Origin of the sequence: Janibacter hoylei PVAS-1, assembly GCF_000297495.1 — a bacterium.
In the GTDB taxonomy this organism is placed as follows: Bacteria; Actinomycetota; Actinomycetes; order Actinomycetales; family Dermatophilaceae; genus Janibacter; species Janibacter hoylei.
In genome coordinates this window covers 13,032-38,890 of the sequence record NZ_ALWX01000051.1, presented here as the reverse complement: position 1 = coordinate 38,890, position 25,859 = coordinate 13,032, and the positions used below count along the sequence as shown (strand labels likewise).

General features: G+C 72.2%; 24 protein-coding genes and 2 pseudogenes. 10 read left to right on the top strand and 16 right to left on the bottom strand.

Going from position 1 to position 25,859, the window contains the following annotated elements; genetic code table 11:
• Positions 1 to 21: 21 nt before the first annotated feature.
• Together B277_RS19970 and B277_RS19120 are read left to right on the top strand one after the other, a co-directional pair.
• Positions 22 to 957, top strand: a pseudogene (locus B277_RS19970) (glutamate synthase-related protein); the annotation flags it as partial.
• Positions 887 to 1,606 (top strand): glutamate synthase-related protein, encoded by a 720-nt coding sequence (locus tag B277_RS19120; protein WP_338009765.1) that lies wholly within the window; start codon positions 887 to 889, stop codon positions 1,604 to 1,606. The pseudogene B277_RS19970 and the gene B277_RS19120, both read left to right, overlap by 71 nt.
• Here the strand turns inward: B277_RS19120 and B277_RS11145 are convergent.
• Together B277_RS11145 and B277_RS11140 are read right to left on the bottom strand one after the other, a co-directional pair.
• A complete protein-coding gene (locus tag B277_RS11145; RefSeq protein ID WP_007928275.1) occupies positions 1,587 to 2,378 on the bottom strand; it encodes an ABC transporter permease in 792 nt (263 codons plus the stop codon). The genes B277_RS19120 and B277_RS11145 overlap by 20 nt on opposite strands.
• Complete coding sequence (locus tag B277_RS11140) at positions 2,375 to 3,271, bottom strand: ABC transporter ATP-binding protein (protein ID WP_007928267.1); 897 nt, start codon at positions 3,269 to 3,271, stop codon at positions 2,375 to 2,377. Before B277_RS11140 ends, B277_RS11145 begins: the two co-directional genes overlap by 4 nt.
• Before the next feature lie 143 nt (positions 3,272 to 3,414).
• On the opposite strand from B277_RS11140, the gene B277_RS11135 reads away from it, so the two are divergent.
• Positions 3,415 to 4,620, top strand: a complete 1,206-nt coding sequence (locus tag B277_RS11135) for a sensor histidine kinase (protein WP_169330612.1) — start codon at positions 3,415 to 3,417, stop codon at positions 4,618 to 4,620.
• A complete protein-coding gene (locus B277_RS11130) occupies positions 4,617 to 5,294 on the top strand; it encodes a response regulator (protein ID WP_040881374.1) in 678 nt (225 codons plus the stop codon). The genes B277_RS11135 and B277_RS11130 overlap by 4 nt, the downstream gene beginning before the upstream one ends.
• A 108-nt stretch (positions 5,295 to 5,402) precedes the next feature.
• Here B277_RS11130 and aroB read toward each other — a convergent pair whose 3' ends face one another.
• From aroB to B277_RS17545, 9 genes and pseudogenes are all read right to left on the bottom strand, one after another.
• Complete coding sequence (gene aroB, locus B277_RS11125) at positions 5,403 to 6,473, bottom strand: 3-dehydroquinate synthase (RefSeq protein WP_007928262.1); 1,071 nt, start codon at positions 6,471 to 6,473, stop codon at positions 5,403 to 5,405.
• Positions 6,470 to 6,985, bottom strand: coding sequence for a shikimate kinase (locus B277_RS11120; protein ID WP_007928260.1), 516 nt, complete (start codon positions 6,983 to 6,985; stop codon positions 6,470 to 6,472). The genes aroB and B277_RS11120 overlap by 4 nt, the downstream gene beginning before the upstream one ends.
• A complete protein-coding gene (gene aroC, locus B277_RS11115) occupies positions 6,982 to 8,211 on the bottom strand; it encodes a chorismate synthase (protein ID WP_007928258.1) in 1,230 nt (409 codons plus the stop codon). Before aroC ends, B277_RS11120 begins: the two co-directional genes overlap by 4 nt.
• A 35-nt stretch (positions 8,212 to 8,246) precedes the next feature.
• The gene (locus B277_RS11110; protein ID WP_007928256.1) at positions 8,247 to 9,083 is read right to left on the bottom strand and encodes a shikimate dehydrogenase; all 837 of its coding nucleotides are present in this window, start codon (positions 9,081 to 9,083) and stop codon (positions 8,247 to 8,249) included.
• Positions 9,077 to 10,228 carry an endolytic transglycosylase MltG gene (mltG, locus tag B277_RS11105; protein ID WP_007928254.1) on the bottom strand — a complete coding sequence of 384 codons (1,152 nt, stop codon included), beginning with the start codon at positions 10,226 to 10,228 and terminating at the stop codon, positions 9,077 to 9,079. The genes B277_RS11110 and mltG overlap by 7 nt, the downstream gene beginning before the upstream one ends.
• Entirely contained in the window at positions 10,225 to 10,737 is a 513-nt protein-coding gene (gene ruvX / locus B277_RS11100) for a Holliday junction resolvase RuvX (protein ID WP_007928253.1), read from the bottom strand. Before ruvX ends, mltG begins: the two co-directional genes overlap by 4 nt.
• Before the next feature lie 7 nt (positions 10,738 to 10,744).
• Positions 10,745 to 13,427, bottom strand: a pseudogene (alaS, locus tag B277_RS11095) (alanine--tRNA ligase).
• A gap of 239 nt (positions 13,428 to 13,666) precedes the next feature.
• Positions 13,667 to 14,902: an HNH endonuclease signature motif containing protein gene (locus B277_RS11090; RefSeq protein WP_007928251.1), complete on the bottom strand. Its 1,236-nt coding sequence runs from the start codon at positions 14,900 to 14,902 to the stop codon at positions 13,667 to 13,669.
• Between the two features lie 12 nt (positions 14,903 to 14,914).
• A complete protein-coding gene (locus B277_RS17545) occupies positions 14,915 to 15,142 on the bottom strand; it encodes a hypothetical protein (RefSeq protein ID WP_007928250.1) in 228 nt (75 codons plus the stop codon).
• A gap of 46 nt (positions 15,143 to 15,188) precedes the next feature.
• On the opposite strand from B277_RS17545, the gene B277_RS11085 reads away from it, so the two are divergent.
• Both B277_RS11085 and B277_RS11080 read left to right on the top strand, forming a co-directional pair.
• Positions 15,189 to 15,428: a nuclear transport factor 2 family protein gene (locus B277_RS11085; protein WP_007928249.1), complete on the top strand. Its 240-nt coding sequence runs from the start codon at positions 15,189 to 15,191 to the stop codon at positions 15,426 to 15,428.
• Positions 15,429 to 15,475: 47 nt separating this feature from the next.
• On the top strand, positions 15,476 to 16,510 hold the full coding sequence (locus tag B277_RS11080; protein WP_007928248.1) for an LLM class flavin-dependent oxidoreductase: 1,035 nt from the start codon (positions 15,476 to 15,478) through the stop codon (positions 16,508 to 16,510).
• 4 nt (positions 16,511 to 16,514) lie between these two features.
• Here B277_RS11080 and B277_RS11075 read toward each other — a convergent pair whose 3' ends face one another.
• A complete protein-coding gene (locus tag B277_RS11075) occupies positions 16,515 to 17,933 on the bottom strand; it encodes a replication-associated recombination protein A (RefSeq protein ID WP_007928246.1) in 1,419 nt (472 codons plus the stop codon).
• Between the two features lie 18 nt (positions 17,934 to 17,951).
• Here B277_RS11075 and B277_RS17990 point away from each other — a divergent pair, with 18 nt between their 5' ends.
• Genes B277_RS17990 through B277_RS11060 form a run of 4 tightly spaced genes read left to right on the top strand, consistent with a single transcriptional unit; the run spans position 17,952 to position 20,907 of the window.
• Positions 17,952 to 18,377: a hypothetical protein gene (locus tag B277_RS17990; protein WP_169330611.1), complete on the top strand. Its 426-nt coding sequence runs from the start codon at positions 17,952 to 17,954 to the stop codon at positions 18,375 to 18,377.
• 4 nt (positions 18,378 to 18,381) lie between these two features.
• Complete coding sequence (locus B277_RS17985) at positions 18,382 to 18,729, top strand: GNAT family N-acetyltransferase (RefSeq protein WP_007928242.1); 348 nt, start codon at positions 18,382 to 18,384, stop codon at positions 18,727 to 18,729.
• Positions 18,729 to 20,441 carry an FUSC family protein gene (locus B277_RS11065; RefSeq protein ID WP_007928241.1) on the top strand — a complete coding sequence of 571 codons (1,713 nt, stop codon included), beginning with the start codon at positions 18,729 to 18,731 and terminating at the stop codon, positions 20,439 to 20,441. The genes B277_RS17985 and B277_RS11065 overlap by 1 nt, the downstream gene beginning before the upstream one ends.
• A gap of 52 nt (positions 20,442 to 20,493) precedes the next feature.
• Complete coding sequence (locus tag B277_RS11060) at positions 20,494 to 20,907, top strand: NUDIX domain-containing protein (protein ID WP_274517181.1); 414 nt, start codon at positions 20,494 to 20,496, stop codon at positions 20,905 to 20,907.
• Here B277_RS11060 and B277_RS11055 read toward each other — a convergent pair.
• The 4 genes from B277_RS11055 to B277_RS18430 form a co-directional block, all read right to left on the bottom strand.
• A complete protein-coding gene (locus tag B277_RS11055) occupies positions 20,904 to 21,542 on the bottom strand; it encodes an HAD family hydrolase (RefSeq protein WP_007928239.1) in 639 nt (212 codons plus the stop codon). The two genes, B277_RS11060 and B277_RS11055, sit on opposite strands and share 4 nt — an antisense overlap.
• Positions 21,543 to 21,546: 4 nt before the next feature.
• Entirely contained in the window at positions 21,547 to 23,367 is a 1,821-nt protein-coding gene (gene aspS / locus B277_RS11050) for an aspartate--tRNA ligase (protein WP_007928238.1), read from the bottom strand.
• A gap of 79 nt (positions 23,368 to 23,446) precedes the next feature.
• Positions 23,447 to 24,103 carry an NUDIX domain-containing protein gene (locus B277_RS11045; RefSeq protein WP_007928237.1) on the bottom strand — a complete coding sequence of 219 codons (657 nt, stop codon included), beginning with the start codon at positions 24,101 to 24,103 and terminating at the stop codon, positions 23,447 to 23,449.
• Positions 24,103 to 25,848, bottom strand: a complete 1,746-nt coding sequence (locus tag B277_RS18430; RefSeq protein WP_051988017.1) for a CTP synthase — start codon at positions 25,846 to 25,848, stop codon at positions 24,103 to 24,105. The genes B277_RS11045 and B277_RS18430 overlap by 1 nt, the downstream gene beginning before the upstream one ends.
• Positions 25,849 to 25,859: the final 11 nt, after the last annotated feature.

Below are 25,859 nucleotides of genomic sequence, written 5' to 3'. Positions count from 1 at the left end.
ACCGGTGCCGGAGGAGGCAGGATGGCGGACATGAAGTCCACCGCCCTGCTCGCCGCCGTCGCTGCCGGGACCGCTGGTCTCGCCGCCCGGGACCTCCTGCAGAAGCAGCACTCCCTCAAGCGCAACTTCCCCGTCGTGGCCAATGCCCGCTACCTGCTCGAGCGGATCGGGCCGGAGCTGCGCCAGTACATCGTCACGAGCAACGACGAGGAGCGGCCCTTCAGCCGCGACCAGCGGGCCTGGGTGTACGCGTCGTCGAAGATGGAGAACAACTACGTCGGCTTCGGCACCGACAACGACGTCGAGCGGGTCGAGGGCTACCCGATCCTCAAGCACCGCACCTTTTCCGACGTCGCCGCACCGACGAGCACCCACCACGGCGAGGAGACCCCGCTGCCGAGTGCCAAGGTGCTCGGCGGGCCCCGCGGCCGTCGGCACGCCTTCCGCCCGCAGTCGGTCGTCAACATCTCGGGGATGAGCTTCGGCTCGTTGTCCGCCAACGCGATCCACGCGCTCAACGAGGGCGCCCGCCTGGCCGGCGCGATGCACTGCACGGGCGAGGGCTCGCTCTCCCCCCACCACCGGCAGGGTGGCGACCTGATCTTCCAGATCGGCACCGCGTACTTCGGCTGCCGTGACGAGGACGGCAACTTCGACCTCGAGATCCTCAAGGAGGTCGTGGCGTCGGCACCCGTGCGCGCGATCGAGATCAAGCTGAGCCAGGGCGCCAAGCCGGGGCTCGGTGGCATGCTCCCGGCGGCGAAGATCTCCGACGAGATCGCCGCGACCCGCGGCATCCCCCAGGGCGTGGACTGCGCCAGCCCGTCACGTCACACCGAGTTCCACGACGTCGACTCCATGCTCGACTTCGTCGAGATGGTGGCCGATGCCACCGGGCTGCCGGTCGGCATCAAGTCGGCCGTCGGCGACATGGACTTCTGGGAGGACCTCGCCGCCGCCATGGCCGACGGCGAGCGCGGGGTGGACTTCATCGTCATCGACGGCGGCGAAGGGGGGGACCGGCGCGGCTCCCCTCGTCTTCAGCGATGCCGTCGCGATGCCCTTCCGACTGGCCTTCACCCGCGTCTACGCGGTCTTCGCCCGGGCCGGGCTGACCGACCGCGTGACGTGGGTCGGCTCGGGCAAGCTCGGCCTGCCCGAAAACGCGCTCGTCGCCTTCGCCCTGGGGTGCGACATGGTGCACGTCGCCCGGGAGGCGATGCTCGCGGTGGGCTGCATCCAGGCGCAGAAGTGCCACACCGACCACTGCCCCACGGGCGTGGCGACGCAGAACCCCTGGCTCTCGCGCGGCCTGGACCCGACGCTCAAGGCCTCCCGGGTCGACAACTACATCCGCACCCTGCGCCGTGACCTGCTCAAGGTCTCGGAGGCCTGCGGGGTCTGGCACCCCGGCCTGCTGACCGTCGACGACGTCGAGCTCCTGCTCGGCAACCGCAAGGCCACTCCCCTCGGCGAGATCTACGAGTACGAGCCCGGGTGGGGCGCGCTCTCCGACGAGGACGCGGCCGCGATCATCGAGATCATGTCGCAGACCGCGCCCACGGAGGACGACGAGGACCTCCCCGTCACTTCACCTCACGCGTGAGGATCCGGTAGGTCCCGATCGCCATCGGGAGACCGACCCAGACGGCGGTCGCGGTGGCGAGCTGGCCCCAGTTCTCCCCGGTCATGGTCCCATCGGTCAGGGGGGCAGTGACGAGCTGGAGGTCGAGCCAAGCGGCGACGTCCTGCATCCGCTGGATCATCGCCGTGAGGATCGTCCAGACCGTCGGCAGCGCCAGGCTGGCGACGATCGCCATCGGCGTGCTGAGCAGGGCCGCGCCGAAGGCGACGCCCTGCAGGGTGTAGATCACGGCCGCGAGCACGAGGCCCGCCAGGGAGAGGCCGGTGAGGGTGAACTCCCCGCCGGCGACGAGCGTGGCCAGAGATGCAGCGAGCGCGCCGGCGAGGAGCAGCACGAGGCAGAGGGCGACGGCGGCGGTGACCTTGGCGCCCACGACCCGGCCGCGCCGGGGCACGAGGGTGAAGGTCGCCAGGCCCGTCCGCTGGCTCCACTCCTGGGTCGCCGACATGATGCCCATGATCGGCAGGAGCATGACCATGGGCATGAAGATGAAGCCGAGGAAGGTCGAGAAGGCGTGATCCTCGCCGCCCTGGCCCCAGATGACCAGACCGCCGGCGATGAGGAAGCCGATGGTCGCCATGACGACGAGCATCCACATCCCTGCCCGGGTGTCGACCATCTTGCGCAGCTCGATGCCGACGAGCCGGGTGAAGGGCACCCGGTCACCGGTGACGTCGACGGGCGCTGGGGTCGGGGCCTGCGTGGACTCGGTGGGTGCGGTGGCGGTGCTCATGCGGCAATCCCCTCTCGGGACTCGGATGCGGTCAGGGTGAGGAAGAGCTCCTCGAGGCCGCCGGCGGAGCCGGAGGCGAGGTCGGTGAGGACGATCCGGGCCTCGAGCGCGATGCGGCCGACGGCCTCGCTGCTCGCCTGGGCGAGCAGGCCGGCCGGGGTGATGGTGACGTCGATGCCCGCCCGGCTCAGGGCGGCCAGCAGGGCCTCGTCGTCGACCGACCGCACGCGGGTGCCCTGCTGCTGCAGCAGCTGCTCGACCGTGCCCTCGGCGACGATGCGGCCGTTGCCGATGATGACGAGCTCGTCGGCGACGATCTGCACCTCGGAGAGCAGGTGGGAGGAGAGCAGGACCGTACCGCCGCGGTCGGCGAAGCCGCGCAGCAGGCCCCGCATCCAGTGGATGCCTTGCGGGTCGAGGCCGTTGGCCGGCTCGTCGAGGACGAGCACCTCGGGGTCTCCGATGAGCGCAGCCGCCAGTCCGAGCCGCTGCCGCATGCCGAGCGAGTAGTCGCGCACCCGCCGGCTGGCCTCCTTGTCGGTGAGGCCGACGGCCGCGAGGCCCCCGTCGACGGCCGATGGGCCCACCCCGATCGTCCGGGCGGCCAGGGTCAGCACCTCGCGCCCCGTCCGACCGGGGTGCTGGGCGGAGGCGTCGAGCATGACGCCGACGTGTCGACCCGGGTTGGGCAGGTCGACGTATCGACGGCCGAGGACGTGGGCCTCGCCGGAGGTCGGAGGCGTCAGACCGGTCATCATCCGCATCGCCGTCGACTTGCCCGCACCGTTGGGGCCGAGGAAGCCGGTGACGCTGCCCGGGCGGGCCGTGAAGGAGATGTCGTCGACGGCGGTGAAGTCGCCGTAGCGCTTGGTCAGGTGGGTCACGGTGATCATGACTCCCACGATGCTGCGGGGGGCGCGAAGGGGGCATCGGCCGCGGGTCTCGACCGTGCCTCCTCCTTTGGTCGGGGGTGGCGGCGACGACGTCAGCCCGAGGACGGATGCCGCCGGGTCACCCGTGCGCCTACCGTGGCCCGGTGACTGGTGGACGACCCCGCGACGAACGCCTCCCCGACCGGCTCACGTGGTGGGACACCACGTGGCGGATGGGGGCGGCGCTGCTGCTCGGCGTCACCTTCTGGATCTTCACGGTGGCCGTGATGTTCCCTGACGCGGACGAGGACCTGCCCGAGGGGCTGCGCACCGCGTGGTTGGTCCTCGTCGACCCGGCCATCGGTCTTGTCGCGACCGCCCTGCTGCCGCTCCGACGTCGGTGGCCGGTGCTCACCACGGCCCTGACGACGATCATGTCGGCGGGCTCCACGGTCGCGGCCGGCGCCCAGACGATCGCGATGGTCTCCCTGGCGACCCGCCAGCGCTGGCGCGAGATCGGCCCGCTCGTCGCCCTGACCGTGCTCGCCGGGGTCGTCAGCACCCGGGTCGTCTACCCGGACCCCGAGGCGCTGCCGCTGTGGGGCGAGGCCCTGGTCAACGCGCTCGTCATCGCCGTGGTCGTCGCCGTCGGCTACTCGATCGGCTCCCGTCGGGCCCTGGTGCGCTCCTGGGTGGACCGCGCCCGCGCCGCCGAGTCGGAGCAGAGCGCACGGGTCGCCCAGGCGCAGACCGCGGAGCGCGCCCGGATCGCCCGCGAGATGCACGACGTGCTCGCGCACCGCATCTCGCTCATCACCATGCACTCGGGCCTGCTCACCTACCGCGAGGACCTGCCCGAGGCGCAGCGGCGCGAGGCCGTCACTGCCATCGACACCAATGCCCGGGCCGCACTCACCGACCTGCGCGAGGTGCTCGGGGTCCTGCGCGACGAGGAGACGGGCGGCTCCCTTCGTCCGCAGCACACCCTGCTCGACCTGCCGGAGCTGCTCGACGACGCCCGGTCCGCCGGTGCGCGGGTCGTCCTCGACGACGGCGGCCTCGACCTGGCCGCCGTGCCCGAGACCCTGGGGCGGACCGTCTACCGCGTCGTGCAGGAGGGTCTGACCAATGCCCGCAAGCACGCGCCGGGGGCCGCGGTGACGGTGAAGCTCTCCGGGCGGCCCGGCGAGCAGCTCGCCGTCACCGTCGACAACCCGCGGGCCGTGGGGCACCGCTCGTCCGCGCCGACCTCCGGCCTCGGCCTGCTCGGCCTCACCGAGCGTGTCGAGCTCGCCGGGGGACGTCTGACGCACGGCTGGCAGGGCGACGGGACCCACCGCCTCGCCGTGTCGCTACCGTGGCCGGCATGAGCGCCCCGATCTCCGTCGTCCTCGTCGACGACGACGCGATGGTCCGCACGGCGTTGTCGATGATCCTCGGGGCGGCCCCGGAGATCACGGTCGTCGGGCAGGCCGAGGACGGTCGACAGGCCCTGTCGGTCATCGCGGAGCACTCCCCCGACGTCGTCCTCATGGACATCCGGATGCCCCGCCTGGACGGTCTGGCCGCGACCGACGCGCTGGTCCGCAGCGGGTCGCCGAGCAAGGTCGTGGTCCTCACGACCTTCGACGCTGACGACGACGTCATGCGTGCCCTGCAGCACGGGGCCGACGGCTTCCTCCTCAAGGACACGCCTCCGGACCGCATCGTCGAGGCGGTGCGTCTCGTGGCCGCCGGCCAGTCGATCCTCTCGCCGAGCGTCACCGCCGGGGTGCTGGCCTCCGTGCGTGACGCCCGTCGGGCCGGCGACGACTCCGCCCGTCAGGCCGCTCGCGACCGACTCGCTGCGCTCACCGATCGGGAGCTCGAGGTCGCGCAGGCCGTGGGGGCGGGGATGTCCAATGCCGATATCTCGCGCGAGCTCTACCTGAGCGTCGCGACCGTCAAGGCGCACGTCGGTCGGATCCTCGACAAGCTCGGGGCGGACAACCGTGTCCAGGTCGCGATCACCGTCCACGACGCCGAGCTCGACACCCGCCCCTGATCTCCCCCTTCGCATCTCCCTAGGGAAATGCGCACTCCCGACCGCATTTCCCTAGGGAAATGCGTACTCCCCTCGGCATCTCCCTAGGGAAATGTCAGCCGAAGGGGGTCAGGCCAGGGCTGCGTACGCCTCCCGCAGCAGGCCCTCGTCGGGCCCCTCGAGCCGGGTCGGCTCGGCGAGCCCGCCGAGCACGACGAAGCGCAGGGTGCTGCCGCGGGTCTTCTTGTCGCGGCGCAGGGCGACGAGCAGCTCGTCGAAGCTCGCGCCGGAGTACGTCGTCGGCAGCCCGAGCAGCCCGAGCACGTAGCGGTGGCGCTCGAGCAGCGCGGCGTCGATGCGTCCGGTGCGGTGGGCCACCTCGGCGGCGAAGACCATGCCGATCGCCACGGCCTCGCCGTGCCGCATCCGGTAGCCCTCGTGGTGCTCGATGGCGTGGCCGAGCGTGTGCCCGTAGTTGAGGATCTCGCGCAGGTGCGACTCCTTGAGGTCCGCGGCGACGACCTGCGCCTTGACGGCGATCTTGCGCTCGATAGCCTCACGCAGTGCGGCCGAGCCCGGCTCCTGCACCCCGGACTCGTCGGCCTCGACGATCTCGAGGATCCGCGGGTCGGCGATGAAGCCACCCTTGACGACCTCGGCCAGCCCCGCGGACAGGTCCGCCGGGGGCAGCGTGGCCAGGTGGTCGAGGTCGCAGAGCACCGCGTGGGGCGTGTGGAAGGCCCCGACGAGGTTCTTGCCCTCGGCGGTGTTGATGCCGGTCTTGCCACCGACGGCGGCGTCGACCATGCCCAGGACCGTCGTCGGCACGTGGACGACCGCCACGCCACGCAGCCAGGCCGCGGCCGCCCACCCACCGAGGTCGGTGACGCTGCCGCCGCCGACGGCGACGACGGCGTCGCTGCGCGTGAAGCCCGCGACGCCCATGGTCGACCACAGTCCGGCTGCGACCTCGACGGTCTTGGCCGCCTCGGCGTCCGGCACGGCGGCGACGTGGACCTCGAGTCCCGACGCCCGCAGGGAGCTGATCACCGGCTCGGCCAGCGCAGCCAGCGGTGCGCCGTGCACCACGAGCACGCGGGCGACACCCTCTGGGAGCTGCTCGGCCACCCGGCTGGAGACCCCGTGGCCGACGAGGACGTCGTAGTCCTCACCGACGCTGATCGTCGTCACGTCACTCATGCGCTCTCCTCGAGCAGGGTCAGTGCCTCGGCGACGACGGCCTCGACGTCGCGTCCGGCGGTGTCGACGCGGTGGTCGGCCAGCGACTCGTAGGTCGGGCGGCGCGCCTCCATCGTCGTGATCCAGCTCTGGCGGGGGTTGACCGACAGCAGCGGTCGGCTCTTGTCGAAGCCGATGCGCTTGGCGGCATCGGCTATGCCGACGTCGAGGAAGAGCACGCGGTGCCCCTCGAGCGCAGCGGTCACGTCGGGGATCATCGGCGCTCCGCCGCCGAGCGCGAGCACGACACCGTCCTCGCGCAGGGCGTCGAGCACCGCGCGGCGCTCTGCGGCGCGGAAGTAGTCCTCCCCCTCCTCGACGAAGAGGTCGGAGATGGTCCGCCCCTCACGCTCCTCGACGAGCGCGTCGGTGTCGACGAGCCGTCGCCCCAGCCGGGCGGCGACCTCGGCAGCCACGGTCGACTTGCCGACCCCGGGCGGTCCGATGACGACGACGAAGGGAACCCCGCTCACCCCTGCCACGTCCGCATGAGCTCCGGGATCGAGTCGAGGTAGGCCCGGTGGTTGCGCGCGGTCTCGGCGACCGAGTCGCCGCCGAACTTCTCGACGCAGGCCTCGGCGAGCACGAGCGCGACCATCGCCTGGGCGACGACGCCCGCAGCCGGCACGGCGCACACGTCGGAGCGCTGGTGGATCGCGGTCGCCGGGTCGCTGCCGGTGACGTCGACGGTCTCCAGGGCACGCGGGACGGTGCTGATCGGCTTCATCGCCGCGCGGACGCGGAGTACGTCGCCGGTGCTCATCCCCCCTTCGGTACCGCCGGCCCGACCGGTGCGGCGGTGGATCACGCCGTCGCCGTCACGCTCCATCTCGTCGTGCGCGGCGGAGCCGCGACGGCGGGCCGTCGTGAAGCCGTCGCCGACCTCGACGCCCTTGATCGCCTGGATGCCCATGAGGACACCGGCCAGGCGCGCATCGAGGCGGCGGTCCCAGTGGACGTGGCTGCCCAGGCCCGGCGGCAGGCCGTAGGCGAGGACCTCGACGACACCGCCGAGCGTGTCGCCATCCTTCTTGGCCGCCTCGATCTCGGCGACCATCGCATCGGTGCCCTCGCGGGTCATCGCCCGTACGGGGTTGGCGTCGAGGGTGGCGGTGTCGTCGGGCGTCGGCAGCGGACCGTCGGCGGGGGCCTCCCCTTCGCCGATCGCGACGGTGTGCGCGACGAGCCGGATCCCGTAGGCCTGCTCGAGGAATCGCTCAGCCACCTCGCCGAGGGCCACGCGGGCGGCGGTCTCACGGGCCGAGGCGCGCTCGAGCACCGGACGGGCCTCGTCGAAGCCGTACTTCTGCATGCCGACGAGGTCGGCGTGGCCGGGGCGGGGGCGGGTCAGCGGCCGGTTGCGGGCGATCTCCTTCTCCGCGTTGACGTCGTCGGAGGCGGCGAAGGCGGCGGCATCGACGGGGTCGGCGCTCATGACCGTCTCCCACTTGGGCCACTCGGTGTTGCCGATCATCACGGCGAGCGGGGAGCCGAGGGTGCTGCCGTGGCGCACTCCGCCGAGGAAGGTCACCTGGTCCTGCTCGAACTTCATCCGGGCACCGCGCCCGTAGCCGAGACGGCGACGGGCAAGCGCACCCGCGACGTCCGAGGTCGTCACCTCGACCCCGGCGGGCAGCCCTTCGAGGGTCGCCACGAGGGCCTGGCCGTGCGACTCACCAGCAGTCAACCAACGCAACATGTCTGGCATCTTCCCATCCTGCCCGAGCCAGGCCGTCACGCGTCCGGGGTGTGACCGCTCTCCCCCAGCGCCGCCCGACCCGCGGCCTGCATCTGCGCCACCGGTGCCGGCTCACCGGTGAAGAGCTCGAACTGGCGCGCCGCCTGGTGGACGAGCATCTCCAGGCCCGAGACCACGTGCGCCCCGTGCGTGGCCGCGGCGCGGCCGAGGGGGGTCGGCCAGTCGGCGTAGACGACGTCGAGCAGGACCGTCCCGGTGAGGTCACGCCCGGCGTGCTCGCCGGCGCCAGCATTGGCCGCACCCGCCGGCACGGTCGAGACGACCGCCCGGTCCCCCGTGCTCGCCCACTCCTGCAGCGGCACGACCCGCAGCTCGATGTCGGCGACGTCGGCGAGTGCGGCGGCCCGCTCCGGGGTCCGCGCCGCGACGGTCACCTGACGGGCCCCCAGCGCCACGAGTCCGAGCACGGCCGACCGCGCGGTCGCCCCCGACCCGATGACGGTCGCGGACTCGAGGTCGGCCACCCCGGCCTCGGCCAGCGCCGCCGTGACGCCGTGCACGTCGGTGTTGTCGCCAGCCCACCCCGAGTCGGTGCGCACCAACGTGTTGATGGCACCGGCCCGGCGGGCCGTGTCGGTCACCGACTCGGCCACGTCGAAGGCGGCAACCTTGAGCGGCATCGTCAGGCTGAGCCCGCGCCACATGACGTCGAGGGCGGTGACGAAGGGGGCCAGCCCCCCTTCGTCGACCTCGTGGGCCGTGTACCGCCAGTCGGCGAGCCCGGTCGCCTCGTACCCGGCCCGGTGGAGGGTCGGGGACAGCGAGTGGTCGATCGGGCTGCCGAGGACACCCGCGTGCAGCGGCGTCAGCACCGGTCCTGGTTGTCCGAGCACCACTGCTGGAACTCCTTGACGTTGTTGTCGTGCTCGCGCTGGGTCTCGGCGAACTTCGTCTCGCCCGTGTCGGGGTTGACGGTGACGAAGAAGAGCCAGTCGCCCTCGTCCGGGTCACCGGCTGCCTTGATGGCCTCCGCGCCCGGGTTGTTGATCGGCCCCGGCGGCAGCCCGGTGTGCTTGTACGTGTTGTACGGGCTGTCACTCGCGCGCATCTCGTCGGTCGTCCCGGCCTTGCCGCGCTCTTGGAAGACGTAGTGGACGGTGCTGTCCATGTTGAGCATGCCGACGGTCGGGCCGTCCACGTCCTCGAGGCGGTTTTCGATGACCCGGGCGACCTTGCCGCGGTCAGCAGCACCGGACTCGCCCTCGACGATGGAGGCGACGGTCAGGGTGCGCTCCCAGTCCTTGCGGGCGACGCCGGCCTCGGTAAGCTGGTCGGTCGTCATCGTGATCATCTGGTTGAGTTGCTGGACGGCGCTCGTGCCCTTCTCGAACTCGTAGGTCGAGGGGAAGAGCCAGCCCTCGAGGTCACCCTCGGCCTCGTCGGGCAGCTTGAGGTCGCTCGACTTCTCGGCCTTCTCGTAGTCCGCGACGGGGACACCGGTGCCCTCGGAGAGCTTCGTGTAGATCTCCGAGCGCCACAGCCCCTCGCTCAGGGTGATCCCCCGGGCGACCCGCGCCTTGGGGTCGAGGAGCCGGTCGAAGGCACTCGACGCGGACATCTCCTTGCGCATGGAGTACGTGCCCGGCTGGATCGCCGAGGCCTTGTCGGGCTGCGACTGGGCGACGGAGGTGAAGCTGCTCGTCGACTTGACGACGCCGGCCTCGACGAGCGTCTCGCCGATCTGGGACCCCGCCATGCCGGAGGTGATCTCGACCTCGACGCTGCCGTGCCCCGTGCCCTCGTAGTCGGTGCTCTCCCCCGCGCCGGGGATCAGCGATCGTAGCGACCCGAAGGCGAAGAACATCGCGGCCACGACGACCGCGGCGGCGAGCACCATCGCCACGCACCCCGCACCTCGCCGTCGGTCGGTACGGGTGTCCCGTGCCCGGCGCTGTCGTCGGGTGTGGCCCCGGTGAGACCGGCCCTGGTCGAAGATGTCCTCGTCCAGCTCACTCATGCTGTCGTGCCCTTCCGCGGTGTGCGTCGGCGCGGCCGACCGACCCGTTCCCCGGGGGGTCCACCGGTTGCGCGCTCCGTGTCCAGCGCAGTCTGCAGGATCAGGACTGCTGCCGCTTGGTCAACCACGCCCCGATGGCGCCGACCGGCCACACCGCTGTCCCGCAGGCCCCGATGAGCATCCACCGTCGTGAGCCGCTCGTCCACGAGGCGGACCGGCGTGTTGTCGATCGGCGCGTCCTGGAGCGCCGAACGCAGGCGGGTGGCCCATTCCCGGGCCTTGGCGGCCGCCGGCCCCTCGCTCCCGTCGAGGGAGCGAGGCAGCCCGACGACCACCTCGATCGCGGCGAGGTCGGTCACGATCTCGACGACCCGGTCGATGTCGGCATCGTGCTCGAGATCACGTGGCACCGTCTCGACGGGCGTCGCGAGCAACCCCTCAGGGTCGCTCGAGGCGACGCCGACCCGGGCGTCGCCGACGTCGACGCCGACCCGGGCCCCGCGGCGCATGCCGGGGTCAGCCACCGATCTCCCGCTCGACGGCTGCGAGTGCGTCCTCGACCTTCGTGGCGTCCTGGCCGCCTCCCTGCGCGAGGTCGTCCTTGCCACCGCCACCGCCGCCGAGGACCTGGGCCGCGACCCGCACGAGAGCGCCGGCCTTGACCCCCCTTCGCCCGGGCGGCCTCGTTGGTCGCGATGACGATGACCGGCTTGCCGGGGCCGTCGCCGGTGAGTGCGACGACGGTCGGCCGCTCCTCGCCGAGCTGGGCCCGGGTGTCGGTGACCATCTGCCGCAGGTCGTCGGGCGCGCCACCGGCGACGTGCACGCCGACGTAGGTCACGCCGGCGACGTCGCTCGCGGCGTCGGTGAGGGAGCCCGCGGAGGCCGCGACCTGCTCGCGGCGCACCTTGTCCAGCTCCTTCTCGACCTCACGCAGGCGGGCGACGAGCTCACCGACGCGCTCGGGCAGGTCGGCGGCCGGAGCCTTGACGATGCTCGACAGCTCGGCGACGAGCGCGCGCTCGGTCGCCAGGTGCTGCAGGGCGTTCATGCCGACGAAGGCCTCGAGGCGGCGCACGCCGGAGCCGACGGAGGACTCACCGGTGAGGGTGAGCGCGCCGATCTGGCTCGAGTGGCGCACGTGGGTGCCACCGCAGAGCTCGCGCGACCACTCGCCGCCGATCTCGATGACGCGCACCTGCTCGTCGTAGGTCTCGCCGAAGAGCGCCAGCGCACCGCGCTCGCGCGCCTCGGGCAGCGTCATCCAGTCCGCGGAGACGGGCAGGTCGTCGCGGACCGCGAGGTTGGCGACGTGCTCGATCTCGGCACGGGCGTCGGCGGACAGCGACTGGTTCCACGCGAAGTCCAGGCGCAGGTAGCCGGGCTTGTTGTAGGAGCCGGACTGCAGGGCCGACGGGCCGAGCACCTGGCGCAGCGCCGCGTGGACGACGTGGGTGCCCGAGTGCGCCTGGCAGGCGTCGATGCGCCACTGCGGGTCGACCTGCGCGGAGGACTCCTGGCCCACGCGCACGGAGCCGTCGGCGACCTCGACCGTGTGGACGACCAGGCCCTTGACCGGGCGCTGGACGTCGCGCACGAGCAGCCGCGCCCCGTCGACGACGATGATGCCGGAGTCAGCGATCTGGCCGCCGGACTCGGCGTAGAAGCTCGTGCGGTCGAGCACGACCTGACCGGTCTGGCCCGGCTCGAGCTCCTCGACCCGGGAGCCGTCCCGGACGAGACCGACGACCGATCCGCTGGTCGTCAGCTCCTCGTAGGCGCGCCAGTCGGTCGCGCCGAGCGCACGCAGGTCCTTCCACACCTCGGTGTTGGCGTGTCCGCCCTTCTTCGCCTTGGCGTCGGCCTTGGCACGCTGGCGCTGCTCGTCCATGAGGCGGACGAAGCCGTCGCGGTCGACCTTGAGGCCCTGCTCGGCCGCCATCTCGAACGTGAGGTCGATGGGGAAACCGTAGGTGTCGTGCAGGGCGAAAGCCTGCTCCCCGGCGAGGGTGTCGCCGCCACTCTCCTTGGTCCGGCCCACCGCGGTGTCGAGGATCGTCGTGCCCTGCGCGAGGGTACGGCGGAAGGCCTGCTCCTCGGCGTACGCGATCTGCGCGATCCGGTCGAAGCCGGTGCGCAGCTCGGGGTAGGACGCGCTCATCCGCTCCATCGACACGGGAAGCAGGTGCGGCAGGGCCGGGTCCTCGTATCCGAGCAGGCGCATCGCGCGCACCGCACGGCGCAGCATGCGGCGCAGGACGTAGCCGCGACCCTCGTTGCCCGGGGTGACGCCGTCACCGATGAGCATGAGCGAGGAGCGCACGTGGTCGGCGACGACGCGCAGGTGGACGTCGTCGGGGTGCGAGTCGCCAGCGGTCTGACCGGACTGGGTGCCGTAGGTGCGGCCGGTCATCTCGGCGGCCTTCTCCAGCACCGGGTAGACCTCGTCGATCTCGTACATGTTGTCGACGCCCTGGAGGATGCTCGCGATCCGCTCCAGGCCCATGCCGGTGTCGACGTTCTGCGCCGGCAGCGGGCCGGCGACGTCGAAGTCCGCCTTGGAGCGGACGGCCGAGAGCTCGTACTGCATGAAGACGAGGTTCCAGATCTCCATGTAGCGGTCCTCGTCGACCTCCGGCCCGCCCTCGCGGCCGTACTCCTCGCCGCGGTCGTAGAAGATCTCGCTGCACGGGCCACCGGGGCCGGGCACGCCCATCGACCAGTAGTTGTCGGCCTCGGCGCGACGCACGATCCGCTCCTTGGGGATCGAGGTCAACTCGAGCCACAGCTGCTCGGCCTCGTCGTCGTCGGTGTAGACCGTCGCCCACAGGCGCTCGGGGTCCAGCCCGTAGCCGCCCTCTGGCTGGGGGGTGGTGAGCAGCTCCCACGCGAAGGCGATGGCGTCACGCTTGAAGTAGTCGCCGAAGGAGAAGTTGCCGTTCATCTGGAAGAAGGTGCCGTGCCGCGAGGTCTTGCCGACCTCGTCGATGTCACCGGTGCGCACGCACTTCTGCACGCTCGTGGCGCGGGTCCAGGCGGGCGTCTCCTGGCCGAGGAAGTAGGGCTTGAAGGGGACCATGCCGGCGTTGACGAAGAGGAGGTTGGGGTCCTCGTGGATCAGCGGGGCGGAGGGGACGACCGCGTGTCCCTTGCCCTCGAAGAAGGTGAGCCAACGTCGCCGGATCTCGGCAGTTTCCATGGGTGTTCGCGTCCAATCAGTGGTGCAGTGGGGTTCTCGGGGCAGGAGCGGAAGGGGGCGACCGGCGCGTCAGGCGCGGGCCGACCCCGAGGTAGCTCGCCGCGCGGTGGTCCGGCGCGGGCATCCGAGAGGCACGGTCATGGCCCCCACCTTACCCACCGGTCGGTGCCCGGCCTCAGCACAGCGCGGTGTCGACGGGGCCCACTTGGCCCGAGGGCACCCGGCCCGCCTGACGCCGGTCACCCGGTGTCGAGCAGCTCGATGGTTGCGTCGGGTCTGAGCACATCGACACGGCGTCGTCGCCGGGCCGTCCTGTCGCGGCACGGGAGCATCGACAGCAACCTGGCCTCCGCGGTGGAAGGGTCCGGCAGGGAAGGCTTCGGCAGGCGCTCGAGGACCGGCGGCACGGGACTGCCGTAGCGGTGCCCCGTCGGGGTCAGGGTGACGACCTCGGGCGCGTTGCACGCGGCCGAGCTCGCGCCGCCTGCGCGCGCTTCGACGGTTGCGGAACGCCACCCGGGTCGCGCCTTGGTGAGGTTGTGGCGCGCGCACAGCCCCTGGCCGTTGTGCGCGGTCGTCGCACCTCCGAGGGCCACCGCCACGACGTGGTCGTCGTGCCGGATCGGGGCATCGCAGAAGGGGAAGCGGCACACCCCGTCGCGCACGCGCAGCAGCCGCCGCAGCGAGGCCGGGAAGGAACGCCGATGCGGGTCGGTGGCGACGACGCGGTCCACGTCGTCGGTGAAGATGCGCCGCAGCCAGGCGCGACCCGACACCTCGCCGTCACCCGCGCCGCCGTCACCCGCACCGCCATCTCCCGCGCCGTCGACCCCGAGGACGAGGTCACGGGCCAGCCCGGCCGGGAGTGGACCGTGCCCGGGCAGCGCGGCCGGCAGGTCGTCGAGGCCGAGCAGGCTGCCGGGCGACATGACGAGCTGCACCTCGACCGGCACCGCATCGGCGGCCGCCTGCCCGGTCAGGCGCTCGACGAAGAGGTCGGCCATGAGCTGCCCGAGGCCACGGTCGTCCCCGGCAGCCTTGGCCGCCTCGGCATCGCACCTCAGGGCGGCCCACGCCGCCACCCCCTGCTCGACGGGCAGCAGCCCGGAGACCGCGGCCATCGTGTCGGGCTGCGGACGGATCGTCACCCGCCGGTCCACCGTGGCCCGCGCGCGACGACGGGCCGTGGCTCGGGAGTCGATCGCCAGGGCCATCGCCCGGGCTGCCCGCTCGATCTGCCGCGGTGTCATGGTCGCCAGCCGGTCGGCGAGCTCGGCGTCGACTCGCCGTCGGTCGTCGGGATCCAGGACCGCCGTCTCCTTGGCCAGGAGGGTCGCGCCCCACTCGCACACCGTCCCCACGGTGAGGTGCGCCAAGGTGCAGGGCAGCTCGTCGACGAGCGCGCGGGCCAGACCGAGATGTCGGGAGCCGAGGGTCGCGCTCTCACGGCGCGCCAGGCCGATCTCGTCCCCCAACCCGCGGGCCCGCTACGCGGCGGGCATCCCGGCATCCATCTCGCGCGCCAAACGACCCTCACGCAGGGCTGCGGTGACCCTGGCCTGGGCGGCCGCGGCGGCGGACTTCAGCCGCTCCAGCGCTGCGATCTCGTCGATCGCCTCCGCCTCGTCGACCGGACCGCCGAGCTCCCGCAGACGCTCGATCATCCCCGTGACGCCGGTGGCGTCGAGGGTGTCGAGGGGTGCGGTGAGGTCCATGACGGAACACTACGGGCGAGCACCGACAACGTTCCTTCGCTGATCCGTGGCCGACCCGGGGTTCGACCGGATGTTCGTCGAGGACCTCGTCGGGTCAGCCGACCGGGCCGTGGCTCGCTGCCACGTCACGGGCACCGCGAAGGGAGCGCCCGTCCCCTTCGAGGTGGCCGGCTTCATCACCGCTCGGGACGGTCTGGTCGGGAAGCTCACCGAGGTCTGGGCGGACGTCGGGGCCACCGGCCAGAGGGGACGCGCCCGGACTGACGAAGAAGGTCACGGGGGTTGAGAAGATGCATCGACATCACCCGGGCCATGACGTGCTGGGATGGAGTCATGGATCTCCAGCTCGGTCTCGACACCTTCGGCGACATCGCCCTCGGCCCCGACGGGCAGCCACTGCCCGCCGCCACCGTCATCCGCGAGGTCCTCGCGGAGGGTCAGCTCGCCGACTCCCTCGGCATCGACGTCTTCGGGGTCGGCGAGCACCACCGCCCCGACTACGCCGTCTCCGCACCCGACACCCTCCTCGCCGGCCTGGCGACGACGACCGAGAGGATCCGCCTGGGCACGTCGGTCACCGTGCTGAGCTCCGACGACCCGATCCGGGTCTTCGAGCGCTTCTCGACCGTCGACGCCCTCTCCCACGGGCGCGCCGAGATCACCGTCGGGCGCGGCTCCTTCGTCGAGTCCTTCCCGCTCTTCGGCCTCGACCTGCAGGACTACGAGGTCCTCTTCTCCGACAAGCTCGACCTCCTCGCGCACGTGCTGCGCGAGGGGCCGGTCCGCTGGCAGGGCAGCACCCGCCCGCCGGTCGAGGTCGACCGGATCATGCCGCCGACCGCGTCCGGTCACCTGCCGACGTGGGTGGGGGTGGGCGGCACGCCCGCGTCGGTCGTGCGCGCGGCCCGCTACGGCATGCCGATCGTCATCGCGATCATCGGTGGGGCGACGGCTCAGTTCGCCCCGCTCGCCGACCTCTACCGTCGCGCCTGCGAGGAGGCCGGCCACCCGGGCCTTCCGGTCGCAGTCCACTCCCCCGGCCACGTCGGCGAGACGGACGAGCAGGCGGCGCAGGAGTACCTGCCGTACTTCGTCGAGCAGATGCACAAGCTCGGCGCCGAGCGCGGCTGGCCGCCCATGACCGAGGCGCAGGCCCGTCAGCAGCTCACCCCGGAGGGTGCGGTCTACTGCGGCTCCCCCGAGACCGTGGCGCGCAAGATCGCGACGACGCTGCGCACGCTGGGCGCGACCCGCTTCCAGCTCAAGTACAGCAACGGCCGCCTGCCCCACAACCTGCGGATGTCCTCGATCCGACTCTACGGCGAGCAGGTCGTCCCGCGGGTCCGTGAGCTCATGGGCGAGGCCTGACTCCTCAGCCCTTGCCGCGCAGCCGCCCCCGCAACCACGCCCACCTCTCCTGCAGCCGCGCCTCGAAGCCGCGATCGGTCGGCCGGTAGTACGACCGGTCGGCCAGTTCGGCGTGCAGATCGTCGGGCAGGTACTGCTGGGCGGCGACCCCATCGGGCTGGTCGTGCGCGTAGACGTAGCCCTCGACCTTCGCACCGCCGACGGCCCCCTTCGCCCGGTCGGACGCCTGCGTGTAGCCGGACCCGCGCAGGTGCGGCGGGACCGCCTGGACCTTGCCGGCGCGCACGTCGGCCACCGCCTCGTTGATCCCGGTGTAGGCCGCATTGGACTTCGGCGCGAGCGTGTTGTGGACGACCGCCTGGGCGAGGATGATCCGCGCCTCCGGCATGCCGATCTGGGCGACGGCGTGCATCGCCGCGACCGCGGTCTGCAGCGCGGTCGGGTCGCCCATGCCGACGTCCTCCGAGGCCGAGATGACGATCCGTCGGGCGATGAAGCGCGGGTCCTCCCCCGCCTCGAGCTGGCGGGCGAGGTAGTGCAGAGCGGCGTCGACGTCCGACCCGCGCATCGACTTGATGAAGGCCGAGGCGACGTCGTAGTGCTGGTCACCGGTGCGGTCGTAGCGCACCGCCGCCCGCGCCACCGCCTGCTCGACGTGCGCGAGGGTGAGCGGGATCCCCTCCTCCGGCACCTCACGACCGAAGGGGACGTCATCGCTCGCCACCCCCGCCGCCGCCTCGAGCGAGGTGAGGGCACGACGCGCGTCACCGCCGGCGATCGCGACCAGGTGCTCCCGGGCGTCGTCGGCGAGGTCGTAGCCGTCGGCCAGCCCGCGCTCGTCGACCAGGGCTGCATCGAGCACCTCGCCGACCTGCTCGCGGGTGAGCGACTCGAGCGTCACGAGGATCGAGCGGGAGAGCAGCGGCGCGATGACCGAAAAGCTCGGGTTCTCCGTCGTCGCCGCGACGAGCACGACCTCACGATTTTCGACGCCGGGGAGCAGTGCGTCCTGCTGCGCCTTGCTGAAGCGGTGGATCTCGTCGAGGAAGAGGACCGTCTGCCGGCCGTACATCGACCGGTTGGTCGCGGCCCGCTCCATCACCGCCCGGACGTCCTTGACCCCTGCGGTCACCGCCGACAGCTGGACGAAGTCCCGGTCCGCGGCCGTCGCGACGAGGTGCGCCAAGGTCGTCTTGCCGGTGCCGGGCGGGCCCCAGATGATCGCCGACATGGGCCCGGCGACGGCATTGGCGCTGCCCTCCACGAGCCGTCGCAGCGGCGACCCGGGGCGCAGCACCTCGCCCTGGCCGCGCACCTCGTCGAGGGTGCGCGGGCGCATCCGCACGGCCAGCGGCGCGTTGAGGTCGGCGCCGGTGGGTTCCGTGTCGTCCTGGGCGGAGGCGAAGAGATCGTCGGGAACCACAGGTGGCACGCTATCCCGGTGAGCAGACACCCCGCCCTGACGACCCCCACCGAGGTCCCGATGGACCGGCTGCTCCCCTTCACCGCCGACGACCCGGCCGTGCGGGCCGAGGCCACCCCGAGCGTGGAGCAGGCCGCCCTCGGGCTGCGCCGTGACGGCCGCTGGGCCGTCGCCTTCGTGCGCCCCACCCACACGCACGGCATCTCCCTCATGCTCCGCGGGGACGATGCCCTCCTCCGCGAGCTGGTGGGCTCCGCCCCCTTCGTCGCGTGGTCGGGGCAGGCGCGGGCGAAGGGAGCACGGGCCGTCACCCTGCCGCGAACGGCCGAGGACCTCGGCCTCATCGTCGCCACGCCCTCGCGATGGGAGTTCATGTCGACGACCGAGGTCATCCCCGTGGTCGCGCCCCCGCGGCCTCGTCGAGCTGCCCCTCGCCGACCGTGACGAGGTGCAGGCCCTGCTCGACGAGCACAACCCCGGCACCGACGGGCAGCCCTTCGCCCGCCCGGGGCAGCGGTGGGTCGGGGTGCGCGACGACGCCGGCGCGCTGCTGGCGGTCGGCTGCTGCGAGCCGGAGTCCTCAGGTGCACCCGTCCTGGCCGGCATCACCGTCGTCCCGGCCGCGCGCGGGCTCGGTCTCGGCCGGGCCGTGACCGCCGACCTGACGCGGGTCGCGGTGGCCGAGCACGGGTGGTGCACGCTCGGCATGTACTCGCACAACGCCCGGGCGCGCGGGGTCTACCGTTCTCTGGGATACGTCGTGCAGGCAGAGTGGAGCAGCGGGAGGTTGGCCTGATGTCCGGTGTGGTCAGCGAGTACCTGCATCCGCTCGTCCGCTGGAACCCAGGACCGCAGCGCCGCTGGATCGCCGGGCGTGCGGCGGTGGCCGTCGCCCTGCCGCTCATCGGTTTCACCGTGGCCGGTCACCCGCAGCAGGCCTTCCTCGCCGGCATGGGCGTCTTCGCCGTGCTCTACGGCGCCTCGGCCCCGGTCCGCCGTCGCTTCGTCATCACGCCCCTCGCGGGGCTGGGACTGCTGGCCTCGATGGCCCTGGGGATCGCTCTCGCCGGTCACGCCTCCCTCGCGATCATCGCGATGGCGCTCGCCGCCACGGTCGCCGCGATGCTCACCTACACGCTCCAGATCGGCCCACCCGGGGGCTTCTTCTTCGCCCTCGTGTGCGGCATCGGCAACCTCGCGGCCACCGGTGGCACCCCGGCCACGACCCTCCTCGGCATCGCGGGCATCGGTGTCCTGTCCGCGATCCTCGTGGGCACCTCCGACTTCTGGCTCCGGGCCCACGGCGTCGAGGACGCCGCGGTGACCCACGCCGAGCACGTCGTCGGCACCTACCTCGACGAAGGCGACCCGGCCAGGGTCCCCGCTGCTCGCCGCGCCGCGGCCCGGGCACTCAACGACGCCTGGACCGCGGTGACCGACGGCGGCTCCGACGACCGCTTCGGGGGCCGGCTGCAGCGCGTGCACAGTCGCTACGCCAGCGCCGTCTCCCGAGCCGTCGACGGCCCCGACGCCGAGGTGACCGCCGAGCTCGCCCTGCACGAGGCGGCCAGGGTCCGCCAGGTCTCCCTCGGTCGCCCCCGCGCCGCGTGGTCGATGCGGCAGGCCCTGCGCTGGCCCAGCGAGGACCTCCTCGTCGCCGCTCGGGTCGCCGCCGCGACCCTCGTCGCCGGCGGCGTCGCCCTGGCCCTGGACAACGCCCACGCCTACTGGGCGGCGGCTTTCGCGGTGCTCATCGTCCACACCGGCGGCACCCGATCGGTGCAGTTCCACCGAGCCTTCCAGCGCACGGTCGGCACCGCGGCGGGGCTCGTCGTCTTCGCCCTCCTGCTGCGGATCGACCCCACGCACTGGTGGATCATCGCGATCATCATCGGCTTCCAGTTCGTCGTCGAGCTGCTCATCACGCGCAACTACGCGCTCGCCGTCATCTTCCTCACCCCGCTGGCCCTGCTCATCTCGGAGTCGGTGACCGGCATGGACCCCGACACGATCGTCTTCGACCGAGCCGTCGACACCCTCATCGGCGTCGGTGCGGCCGTTGTCGTGCTCGTCGTCTCCAGCCGTCTCGGCCGGCCGGAGCTGCTGCTGCGCGCCCACGCCCGCCGCGTGGTGCTCGCCCTCGACGACGTGCTCGCCGACCTCGCGGAGCGTCGCACCCGCACCGACGAGGGCATGGCCGCGCACCTGGACCACTGCAGGCAGCTCTACGTCGAGCTCCTCGAGTCCGACCGGGTGGCTGCCCGGGCCCACGCCGACGCGCCCGTGGCCGTCGCCCCGTACCGGCGGATGGAGCAGTCGCTCGCGGCGATCGGGTACCAGGTGCTCGGCGCGACGTGGAACCCCCGCGTCCGGGGCCAGAGCGAGCTCATGGCGCGCGCCCGCGAGGAGCTCTCCGGCCTCACGGTCCACCCGGTGACGCGCCACCGCTCTGCCGACGAGATCACCGCCGACCTGCGCCGGGTCCAGACGATCCTCGACGAGGCCTGACGTGCCGCGCACGAGCGCTGGGCTGCTCCCGTTCGTCCGTGGGGAGTCGGGCGTGCGCGTGTGGCTGGGCCACATGGGCGGCCCGCTGTGGGCCCGCCGGCCCCGCGGCTGGACGATCGTCAAGGGTGAGGTCGAGCCCGACGAGGACCTGCTCGCTGCGGCGGAGCGCGAGTTCGCCGAGGAGACCGGCGCTCCCGCGCCCACCGGTCCGCGGCTGCCGCTCGGGCAGGTCCGCCAGTCCGGTGGCAAGGTCGTCCACGCATGGGCGATCGAGGTGACGAAGGGGGCCGACGTGACCCTCGTCGAGAGCAACAGCTTCGAGATGGAGTGGCCACCGAGGTCCGGTCGGCGCCAGTCCTTCCCGGAGCTCGACCGTGCCGAGTGGCACGACGTCGACGCCGCCCGCGAGCTCGTCGTCGCCGCACAGACGGCCTTCCTCGACCGCCTCCCCGCCCCCGCGCCCTAAGGGGACAGGGACAGGTCGGCCAGCCCCGGGACGAGCGGCGTCAGGTCGGCGACGAGGCCCGCCGCACCGGACGCCGGGTCATGGAGCACCGCCCGGATCCCCACAGAGCGCGCCGACTCGACATTGGCCGGCACGTCGTCGACGAACCCGACCCGATCCCCCGACAACCCGAGGTCGTCGAGGACCCGCTCGAAGAAGATCCGGTCCGGCTTCATCGCGCCGATCTCGCTCGAGTAGTACGAGCCGTCGACGAGGTCGTCGTAGCCGCGGACCTCACGCATGTGCTGCACACGGTGGTCCTGCTGGTTGGTCGCGAGCATGCAGGGCACGCCGAGGTCGCGCACGGCCGTGAGCACAGCGATCGCCTCGGGGTCGAGGTCGAACTGCTCCCAGATCGCGAGCAGGTCCTCGACCGAGATCGGCACGTGGTCGGACTGCTCCTGCTCCAACCGCAGCAGCTCCTCGAGCACCTCACGCAGCGGCCGCTCGCCCCGCAGGGCCGGCAGCTCGGCCTCGAAGACCCGCCGGGCGAAGCCCGGCCGGACCGCACCGTCGAGCCGGGACCGCCAGTCGAAGCGCCCGTGCTGCAGGACGCCGTCGCAGTCCCACAGGAGCACCTCGACCGGCCGGCTCATCGGATCAGGCTCCTGCCCGGTCGCCGGCCGCGGCCTCGGCGTCCTCGTCACGCTTGGGCGTGGCGTCGATCCCCGCCTCCTTGCGCTGCTCCGGGGTGATCGGCGCGGGCGCGTCGGTCAGCGGGTCGTAGCCGCCGCCTGACTTGGGGAAGGCGATGACGTCGCGGATGGAGTCGGCACCGAGCAGGAGCATGCAGATGCGGTCCCAGCCGAAGGCGATGCCGCCGTGCGGCGGGGCGCCGTACTTGAAGGCCTCGAGGAGGAAGCCGAACTTCTCCTGCGCGGACTCCTCGTCCAGGCCCATGACCTTGAAGACGCGCTCCTGCACGTCCTTGCGGTGGATACGGATCGACCCGCCGCCGATCTCGTTGCCGTTGCAGACCATGTCGTAGGCATAGGCGAGGGCCGGCCCCGGGTCGGTGTCGAAGGAGTCAAGGAACTCCTCCTTCGGGCTGGTGAAGGCGTGGTGGACCGCGGTCCACGCCCCGGCACCGACTGCGACGTCACCGGCGGCGACAGCGTCGCCGGCCGGCTCGAAGAGCGGCGCGTCGACGACCCAGACGAAGGACCAGGCGCTCTCGTCGATGAGGTCGCAGCGCTGCGCGATCTCCTGCCGGGCGGCACCGAGCAGGGCGCGAGCGGCCTTGGGCTTGTCGGCCGCGAAGAAGATGCAGTCGCCGGGGGCCGCTCCGACGTGGGCGGCCAGGCCGACCTTCTCCTCGTCGGAGATGTTCTTGGCGACCGGGCCACCGAGCTCGCCCTCCTCACCGACGGTGACATAGGCCAAGCCCTTGGCGCCGCGCTGCTTGGCCCACTCCTGCCAGGCATCGAACTGGCGACGCGGCTGCGACGCGCCACCGGGCATGACGACCGCGCCGACGTAGTCGTTCTTGAAGACGCGGAAGGGCGTGTTGGCGAAGTACTCGGTGCAGTCGACGAGCTCGACCCCGAAGCGCAGGTCCGGCTTGTCCGAGCCGTAGCGCTCCATGGCCTCGGCATAGGTCATCCGCGGGAAGGGAGTGGGCAGGTCGACACCGATCGTCGCCCAGACCGCCTTGGCAATCGCCTCGCCGAGCTCGATGACGTCGTCCTGCTCGACGAAGGACATCTCGATGTCGAGCTGGGTGAACTCCGGCTGCCGGTCGGCGCGGAAGTCCTCGTCGCGGTAGCACCGGGCGATCTGGTAATAGCGCTCCATGCCGGCGACCATGAGCAGCTGCTTGAACAGCTGCGGGCTCTGCGGCAGGGCGTACCACTCCCCCGGCGCCAGCCGCGCGGGCACGAGGAAGTCACGGGCGCCCTCGGGCGTGGAGCGGGTGAGCGTCGGCGTCTCGATCTCGACGAAGTCGCGCTCGGCGAGGACCGAGCGGGCCGCGGCGTTGACCTTGCTGCGCAGGCGCAGACCGGCACCGGCACTCGTGGCGCCCGGGCGGCGCAGGTCGAGGTAGCGGTGCTTGAGGCGGGCCTCCTCGCCGACGCTCACGCGCTCGTCGATCTGGAAGGGCAGCGGCGCGGCCTCGGAGAGCACCTCGATGGAGCTGGCGACGACGTCGATCTCACCGGTGGCGACGTTGGGGTTGACGTCCTTGGGGTCGCGCGGGGTCACCTCGCCGACGACCTTGATGACGTACTCGTTGCGCAGGTCGTGCGCGGCACCGGTCAGCACCTCGTCGCGGGCGACGACCTGGGCGACGCCCGACGCGTCCCGCAGGTCGAGGAAGGCCACGCCACCGTGATCGCGCCGACGACCCACCCATCCGGTGAGGGTGACGGTCTGGCCGGAGTGCTCGGCACGCAGGGTGCCGGCTTCGTGGGTGCGGAGCACGGGGTGTTCTTCCTTCGTCCATCGGGGCGCCCGACGATCTGCGGGCGGCTCCATCCTACGAAGACGTGTCGGCTCACCGCTAACGGGTTGTGTGGCCTGCCCGGTGTGCCGGGTGCTCGGGCCAGGCAGAGTCCGACGGACGAAGGGAGACCCACTCGCCCTCTCGTGCGGCCCGCGCGGCGAGCGCCGCGATGATGAGCGTCGAGTTGTGCAGGTCGCCGGCGAGGACGGCGGCGGCGATCTCGTCGAGGGGCACCCGTCGGTACTCGATGTGCGCCTCCTCGCCGTCCCGCTCGTGCCGCTCGGCCTCGGGCACGGGGTGGAGCCCGCGGGCGAGGTAGATGCGGATCGCCTCGTTCATCCCGCCGGGCGAGGTGAAGTAGTCGGTGAGCACCCACCAGTCGTCGGCGGTGAGGTCGGCCTCCTCGAGGAGCTCCCGCTGGGCGCCGACGAGGGGGTCCTCACCCTCGACGTCGAGCAGCCCGGCCGGGATCTCCCACTCGTGGGCCCCCACGGGGTGGCGGTACTGCCGGATGAGCAGCGCGCGGTCCTCGTCGTCGAGGGCGAGGACGGCGACGGCGCCCGGGTGGTCGACGACCTCGCGCACGAGGGTCTCCCCCTCGAGCTCGAAGATGTCGCGACGCACGTCCCACACCGCGCCCTCGAAGACCACCTCGCTGGAGGTCACCGAGCGGATGAGCAGCTCGTCGCGCAGCGGCGCCGCCTCGTCGGACATCAGGCCTCGACGTCCGCGGTCGCCGGCTCGGCCGCCTGACCGGTGGTCGGCTCGACCGACTGCTGCGGCGGGTCGACCTCGACGAGGCGCGAGTCGCGCTGCGCCTGGACCGCGGCACCGATGAGCCCGGCGAAGAGCGGGTGGGCCTTGTCCGGGCGCGACTTGAACTCGGGGTGCGCCTGGGTCGAGACGTAGTAGGGGTGCACCTCGCGCGGGAGCTCGACGAACTCGACGAGCCCGAGCTGCGGGTGCGTCCCGCTCACGACGAGGCCGGCCTGCTCGAGCTGGTCGCGGTAGGTGTTGTTGACCTCGTAGCGGTGGCGGTGCCGCTCGGTGACCTGGGTGGAGCCGTAGGCGGTCGCGGCGACCGAGCCCTCACGCAGGTCGGCCGGGTAGGAGCCCAGGCGCATCGTCCCGCCGAGGTCACCGGCACCGTCGACGAAGGACTTCTGCTCCTCCATCGTGGCGATGACCGGCGCGCTCGACGCCGGGTCGAACTCCGTGGAGCTGGCCCCCTCGATGCCGGCGACATTGCGCGCGTACTCGATGACCATGCACTGCAGGCCCAGGCAGATGCCGAGCGTGGGCACCTGCTGCTCGCGCGCCCAGCGCAGCGCACCGAGCTTGCCCTCGATGCCCCGCACGCCGAAGCCGCCCGGCACGAGCACCGCGTCGACCCCGCCGAGCGCCTTGCTCGCCCCGGCCGGCGTCTCGCAGTCGTCGGAGGGCACCCAGCGGATGCGCACCTTAGCGTCGTTGTGGAAGCCACCCGCGCGCAGGGCCTCGGTGACCGAGAGGTAGGCGTCGGGCAGGTCGATGTACTTGCCGACGAGCGCGACCTCGATCTCGTGGCGCGGCTGGTGGACCCGGCGCAGCAGGGTGTCCCAGCTCCCCCAGTCGACGTCGGTGAAGTTGAGGCCGAGACGGCGGATGACGAAGGTGTCGAGGTGCTCGCGGTGCAGCACCTTGGGGATGTCGTAGATGCTCGGGGCGTCGACGCACGCGGCCACGCCGTCCTTGTCGACGTCGCACGACATCGAGATCTTGCGCTTGATGTCGGCGGGGATCTCGCGGTCGGCGCGCAGCACGAGCGCGTCCGGCTGGATGCCGACCTGACGCAGCGCGGCGACGGAGTGCTGGGTCGGCTTGGTCTTCATCTCGCCGCTCGGCGCGATGTAGGGCACGAGCGAGACGTGCAGGAAGAAGCAGTTGTCGCGACCGAGCTCGTGACGCACCTGCCGGGCGGCCTCGAGGAAGGGCAGGGACTCGATGTCGCCGACGGTGCCACCGATCTCGGTGATGATCACGTCGGGCGCGGCGGCGTCGTCGACGCCGGGGCTGCCGGCGGCGGGTGCACGCATCCGCGAGGTGATCTCGTTGGTGATGTGCGGGATGACCTGGACGGTGTCGCCGAGGTACTCGCCCTTGCGCTCTCGCGCGATGACCCGGCTGTAGACCTGCCCGGTCGTGACATTGGCGGAGCCGTCGTGGTTGGTGTCGAGGAAGCGCTCGTAGTGCCCGATGTCGAGGTCGGTCTCGGCGCCGTCCTCGGTGACGAAGACCTCACCGTGCTGGAAGGGGTTCATCGTCCCCGGGTCCACGTTGAGGTAGGGGTCCAGCTTTTGCATCGTGACCTTCAGGCCACGTGCCCGCAGGAGATGTCCGAGGCTCGACGCCGTCAGGCCCTTGCCGAGTGAGGAGACGACTCCTCCGGTCACGAAGATGTGTTTCGTCAGTGCCACCACGGGGTTCCAAT